Here is a 6,738-nt window from a genome sequence, read left to right as displayed (position 1 = left end):
AAGGAACTCTCCGCACGCTACAACGTGTCGCAGGGGACGCTCCGTAAGTTTCTCGAAGAAAAGGTCGCACGCAATATCCTGAAAAAGGAAGGCCGCCAATACCTTTTCTACCGCAAGCAGCAAAAGAAAGACGACGCACCGCTCAGCGAACTCATCTTCGTAACGCGCTGCAACAGCTGGGGCGGATTCAGCGCCGAAAGTGAACGCGAACTGGACTTTCTGCGACTCGTGTACAAGACCGCCGGTAAGAACCATTACAAGCTCACCCTGTTCGGCATAGACGACGCCTCGGGCAAGCTCATTGACCGCAGCGGCAAGCCCTGCAAACTTTCGGAACACCCGAACGCCGTAGGGGCGGTACTTTCGACGCTCCTGGTGCAGAACTTCAGACCGCTCCTGACATTTTTCGCCGATGCCAAGTTCCCCGTGGCCGTGTGGTGGGAACACCCCATCGACGCCGTGCCCAAGAGTTTTATGCGCAAGGACAACTGGACCTTCTTTAACTCTACCTTCGGCAAGACCCCCGGCAAAGAAATCGGACGCTACCTACTCGGCCTCGGCGTGACCGAAGTCGGATACTTTTCGCCTTACCATAACAGCTCCTGGTCCAAGGACCGCCTCACCGGTCTCGAAGAATCGGGACTCGTGGTGCACCCCTATGTAGACGCCGAATTCGCAAGCCCCTGGGATTACAAACAAATTGCACGCAAGAAAGTCGAAAAGCTCTCCGTAGAAATTATGGCGCGAAGCCTCGAAAAGGAAAAGCTCAAGAAACTCGCCGAACGCGCCCTCGAATTCCAGGCGAAAAGCGGCAACAACATGCCCTGGATTTGCGTGAACGACGAAGTTGCGGGAATCTTCATGGAAATGGTCGAAGAAAACAACATGGAAATCCCGCAACCGAACATCGGCCCGAACTACATCGCCTTCGACAACTCCATGGAAAGCTACCTGCTGCGCATTCCCTCTTACGACTTCAACACCGACGCGCTCGTGGAGCAAATCTTCTACTACATCAGTAGCCCCTCGGCATTCGACGGCATCAAAAAAATCCACCACATCCTCGGGAACGTGGTGGAAAAATAAAGCGCCCTTTTTCTCTTATTTACTCAATACCTTCAGCAGCGAGTCAAGTCGCGTCGTCAATTGGATTGCCCCAGGGTAACTCAAATGGTCCTCGTTGGATGCCATTTCGTCGGTATAGTCATGCTCCCCCATTTTATTTTCATCCCATAAATGGAAATGAGGGTATTCCTGCTCCAGGGTCCTTATTTCTTCGATCAACGCCGGAGCTTCACTTCGGCGGATTCCATAACGTCCAAACGAGCCTGTTTCTTTAAAAGCCGGACTCTGCGGGAAAATAATGCCCACGACAAAGACTCCCTTTTCTTCGGCTATACGCAAAATATTCTTTAAATGCTCAAGGCTGGCGTAATAATTCGCAGAAAGTTCCGTCATCCACATGCTATCGTTTTCAACAAAAGGAGCACTATCCCAATTACCGGATGGCTCGTAATTGTAGCCACGAGATTCTATAAAGCGTTCCTGATAAAAATCTAGGCCCAAAGATTCCTCCGTCAATCGGGCCAATTCCTTAGGCACGCCCTCTTTCCAGAAATCGTGGTTTCTGTCATAAACATAGCCGGGGTAATTTTCATATTCTTGGGAGAAGAAATTGTACGTTTCGGTTTCAGGGTGATACCACAAATCAATATCCAAGGAGACTACGACAAATTTCAATTTATTGAAATGCGGGAACACGTAGTTCGTCAACAGATAATCCGATGTCGCCATCATGTTCGGAACATTGGAAAGGTTGAGCGCAAAGAAGCATGTATCTAAACTGAGGGGCACGATTCCATCTAGCGGCCTCGAAGAACCGAGAATGGCAACGTTTGCCGTATCCTTGAATTTCCACAAGAGTTCCATTTTATAACGCAGAATAACGGCTGCTGCACCCCCCTGTGGCGTAAAATAGACGCCGGCGCTATCGACATCAATCGAAGGATCTTCTGCAACAACGGGTTCCGAATAAACCCACAGATTCGGATGCCAAAGTTCTTCGCCTTCGGCAAGTTCCGTAAAGCTAGAGTCTTGTAAATCAAGCAATACAATTTTGCGGTGAGAACCATTCGTATTCACAAGAGTGGCGACGACAAGGTTTAAGTTACCCGCCCATTCCGTATGGTCGAACGTGTAGCCCGCCGGTGCGCGGACAGACTGAATCAACTTACCTAAAGAATCCGTCACAAAAAGCCGTCCGTGAGTCGAATACCTTTCGCCAACAAAATTACGCCCCGTAGAGCTGCCGAAATCCAGGAACAACGTACGATTAGAGCCGTCCTTTGAAAGCGAAACATTACAGGCCTGTTCGCCGTTGTACCATACCGTATCACGCTCCGAAACGCGGGCACGCAAAAGTCGCGCCCCAGAAACCGCTAAGCGGCCGTCGGAACTGATTCCCCCGTGGAATGCACCATCGAACAATTTTTGCGGAGTACCGAATTTACCATTTGCAAAAATCACCTGCCAAGTCGAAGTCGAACGGAAGGTGGCTTCGTCTTTATTGTTTGCCGCATTGGTGACATACACAATGGCGGTATCGCCGGATTCAAGCACACGCCAACGCGGAATGGCTGCACTTTCGACTTCAAGCTTCACCAGGTTTGAACCTTCTTCGTTCAAATCACGGACATAAACAGCAGACTTGCCGTCAAGCCCTTCGTACATCGTAGAAAAGGCGACATGGTTACCGTCTGGCGAAATATCGGGGTGGTACACATCGATCGAATCGACGATTTCTACAACAGACAACGTTCCGTTCGAATAATCGACAAAGGCCAGGTTTCCGGAGACATCGTTTCTAAAGGCTAGCTTGGCCTTGTAAGTATTGGCATGGGCGTATACCGACGACGAATTCGCAAGCGGCGTAATCCTGCTCGAAGCGACGCGGCCCGAGTTCCCCATCCATAAGGCATCTGGAATTTTGCCGAAAGCAAGGCGGAACCCTACATAATCACCACGTGTCGAAGAAGTTACCGAATAAACATCGCCACGAGAATACAAAGAAATAGCAGAAGCCTGGTTGCGGAAAGATCCGCCCTTAACGACACGCTGCGCAAGCGCTCCCCCATCGGGCGAACCGACATAATTTGTCACGAGAGTATCACGGAAGTTTCCAAGCCAGTCGTTCACCCATTCCAGGGCATTGCCCATCATGTCACAGAGTTCATCTTCGCTTGCCTTAGAACAAACCGGGTGTAACTTGTATTCGGAATTGTCTGCGGTCCAAGACTTTTCGGCGTCCCAATTCGATTGTGCGGCAAGCATCCATTCCGCTTCGGTCGGCAAATGGTACGATTCCATTTCAGGATGGTATACAAACCCTTCGAGATTGATACAGTGCTTTTCGGAATCAAAGGACTTTGCCAAATAAGTATAAGCGGTATCGAAGCCTTCTTTTTTGCTGCGTTCGTTTGCAAAAAGTACGGCGTCGTAAAAAGTCAAATTTACAGCCGGAAGCGATTCAGAGGTACATTCCAGCGCAAGGCCCGCCGCCTTTTTCATGAGGGCGTTAAATTCGCTACAGGTGATTTCATGCCTGGACATATAAAAATCGTAATTGAATTTCACCTTCATGGCCGGGCGTTCGTTCACGCGCGCATCGGGCAAATCCGTGCCTAATTCTACGGTCAAATCCTTCGCATAAATCAAGAGCAAATTGCGCGCCTTAAACAAGCTGTCTATTCGAGCGAGGCTGTCTATACGGGCAAGGCTATCTTTTTGCAGACTGTTCTTAATTAAGCTGTCCCTCGTGAGAGTGTCCTGTAAAAGACTATCACTTGGCTCAGGGATTACAACATCCACTTCTTCAGGAGCCTCTTCATCCGAGGACGCCGATTCTGAATTGGAACAGGCGATTAAGGCTAGCTGTAAAAGCAGCAATATGAAAAAGATCCATCTCATTAAAACTCTATACCCCACAAATACGACACCTCCAAATATAAAAAGGACGGCTTCCTATAAAGAAGTCGCCTTATTTAAAAGCACCACATCCTTGGGAACGTGGTGGAGAATCGACCCGAAATGTCATCCTGAGCGGAGCCCTTCGGGCGAAGTCGAAGGATCCAGTCCATAATATTCTTGTCTGGATTCTTCGAACGCCAAGCGTTCTCAGAATGACGTTGGGTACTATTTGTTGCTACTTGTTTTTATTCACAATCAGGGTCTTGGCCTTGAAGGTCTTGCGGTCAATCCACTTGACCATGAGCGACACCTTGTTGTCCTTGTCGAGAGCTGCCCAGTACTTCTTGAGCGTGTCTTCGGCATTGTCAAAAATCGGCATCAACTGCGGGAAACCCTTGAAGCTAGGAATCGGGTTGCCGTCGGTTTCGTAGGTGCTGATAAAGTGGCCGAGACCCGGCAGAGCCTTTTCGAACTCGAACGTCATGCGTTCGCAACCGGCGTCTTCGCAGTTGTTACGGCTCTTGAGGATAGAGAGCTTGTAGAGAGCCGGCTGGGCGTTCTTGTAGTGAATGCCGGAAATACGCGGCGTGAAGTTCGGGGCATCGTCTTCGTACTGACGCGTAGCGAGGGCGCTTTCAAAGGTACCGCCGAGCTTGATGGCATCGTAAATGGTGTCGGTCTGGTCGCCGTTCGTGATAATCTGAACATCAGCCGTGTGACGGGCCGGGTAGTAGATAATCAGGTGCGGATCCGTGAGTTTGGATTCGTCGAAAGCCTTCGTCTTCATGAAGCCAGTCTTGGCTTCCATCTCGAAAACGCGGTTGCGGCTGTTCACGCTGCGACCCATGATCCAGTAGACCTGAACGTAGGACTTGCCGTCGGCGCTGGTGCCGAGCACGATGCCACGACCGGGATAGGGGTTCTTGGAGAGGGTCTTGAAATTCTGTTTTGCTTCGTCTGTGTATGTCATAGTTATAGGTTACAGGTTTCAGGTTACAGGGATTAGTACGTCAAACAGCCTTCCTCGAAGTCTTCCTCGACCAAAGGGAGGGGATCCATACTTTATTCAATCACAAATATAAAAAAATCTATAACGTTTCCATCCACCTAGACATGAATACATTGTATACGCTGTAACATTTTCCTTCTAGGTCGCTCTGTTCCAGCAAAAGTTCCTTTTCAACCAGAGCGGCAAAAATCTTTTTTGCCGTAGCAGAATTCCCTATACGATATTTCATCAAAAACGCATTTGCCGTTGGCTGCCGAACAGCCCCCTCCTTAGCAACAGCCACTAAGAACAACCATTGCTTTTCGGTTACTAAATTGCGACGTTCAATAAAGTTCGCAATTTCATTTCGAATAATCCGAGTCACCACTACCTTGACATCATCCAAAACAATCTTCTGGGAGCATTCTGCAAAAACACGGTTGCAAACGTACTGTGTGTAATACGTATGTCGTTTGGTCCAATCCATGATAAAATCAACTGATTCATTATCAATAGATTTTCCATATTTTTTAAACAAATCCTTAATAAACGGGCCATATTTTTCGGGGACAATACGGTCAATATGAACCGTCCTAGAGCTTTCGTAAAAAGGGCTTTTCGCATTTACAAACATGTCCGTCATCAGGTGTTTCTTGCTTCCGCAAAAGATAAACTTCACATGATGTAATTGCTGGATATAAGTTCTTAGCAGAGCCTCAACATTTGTTTCCTTAAATTCGCGAACCTGTTGAAATTCATCAATAGCAAAGACAATTTTCTTGCCCTGTTTTTCAAGAAAATCAAAAAGAGACTTTAGTGTTTTGGGTCTTTCCCCTTCTTGTTGAAAGGAAAGTGAAACCTGCGGACTTCCCGAAATGGGATCATAACTGAGCAGAGGACGCGCATTTTTAAGAGCCGCAAAAAACTTTTTTACAAGCGACTCACTCGACATTGAGCAGACAATCGCTTCGGACAAAATCTTAATAAGGTCATCTAAATTCTGCGCCGAGAAAATATCGGCATAAATGCATATATAGTGTTTTTCCTTAAGATCCTCAAAAGTCCTAAAAATCAGGCCAGTCTTGCCATAGCGCCTCGGAGAAATCAAAGTGACATTTGAACCATTCGTCAAAAAAGACAAAACATCACCAAGTTCCTGCTCTCGGTCGCAGAAACGATCCTTTGACGTATAGGGTTCCAAAGAAAAAGGGTTCTCCATAACCATCTCACTTTACTTTTAGTAATATACCTTTAGTAATATACCAAAAGTAAAGTAAAAAGTCAAGAGATTTCCATTTTTTCTAGAAAAATCACCTTTTCGGGTTATAATTGTTCATGAGCACCATGGCGACGGCGACGCAGAGCATCACCACGCTGCCAACGATCACTTGCTGGCGGTGGTTGTATTCGCGCTTGACGTAGCTCGGATTCTCTTCGTTGAGTTCCTGGAGGGTCGGCCCCTGGTTCAGCTTGGTCGAGTCGACGCCGTAAGTTTCCGCAATTTCGGCATCGGTCATGTTCAGCGTACTCACGTAGGCGCTGTCGTACTTGTCGAGCTTATCTGCGGCAGCAGCGGGAATCGCAAGGGCAAAAAGCAAAAGAAAAATGCAAAGGGAACGAGGCATAAGGTGTGAAGTGTGAGGTATGGGGTCGGCGCATTGCGCCTTTGAGGTATGAGGAAAAGTAAATGTACTATTTGACATCTTTACCTCATATCCCAAAGCGAGTGAAACGAGCGACCCCACAGCCCAGAACCCCTACCCTTCCTTCGCGAGCTTGTCGAG

Annotated in this window: 5 protein-coding genes; 1 reads left to right on the top strand and 4 read right to left on the bottom strand. The window is 48.0% G+C overall.

The features are described from left to right. On the top strand, positions 1 to 1,086 hold a 1,086-nt coding region (locus tag Q0W37_RS14875; RefSeq protein WP_297702331.1), incomplete at its 5' end, for a GntR family transcriptional regulator. Positions 1,087 to 1,101: 15 nt separating this feature from the next. On the opposite strand, the gene Q0W37_RS14870 is transcribed toward Q0W37_RS14875, so the two are convergent. The 4 genes from Q0W37_RS14870 to Q0W37_RS14855 form a co-directional block, all read right to left on the bottom strand. Next, positions 1,102 to 3,966 carry a TIGR02171 family protein gene (locus Q0W37_RS14870; protein WP_297702330.1) on the bottom strand — a complete coding sequence of 955 codons (2,865 nt, stop codon included), beginning with the start codon at positions 3,964 to 3,966 and terminating at the stop codon, positions 1,102 to 1,104. A gap of 235 nt (positions 3,967 to 4,201) precedes the next feature. After that, complete coding sequence (locus Q0W37_RS14865; RefSeq protein WP_297702329.1) at positions 4,202 to 4,936, bottom strand: IMP cyclohydrolase; 735 nt, start codon at positions 4,934 to 4,936, stop codon at positions 4,202 to 4,204. Between the two features lie 118 nt (positions 4,937 to 5,054). Further along, positions 5,055 to 6,173 carry an ATP-binding protein gene (locus Q0W37_RS14860; RefSeq protein ID WP_297702328.1) on the bottom strand — a complete coding sequence of 373 codons (1,119 nt, stop codon included), beginning with the start codon at positions 6,171 to 6,173 and terminating at the stop codon, positions 5,055 to 5,057. A gap of 91 nt (positions 6,174 to 6,264) precedes the next feature. After that, positions 6,265 to 6,552, bottom strand: coding sequence for a hypothetical protein (locus Q0W37_RS14855; RefSeq protein WP_297702327.1), 288 nt, complete (start codon positions 6,550 to 6,552; stop codon positions 6,265 to 6,267). Positions 6,553 to 6,738: the final 186 nt, after the last annotated feature.

The organism is uncultured Fibrobacter sp., assembly GCF_947166265.1.
Taxonomy (GTDB): Bacteria; Fibrobacterota; Fibrobacteria; order Fibrobacterales; family Fibrobacteraceae; genus Fibrobacter.
The sequence above is the reverse complement of the archived record's forward strand: the minus strand, read 5'-3'. Positions and strand labels throughout refer to the sequence as shown.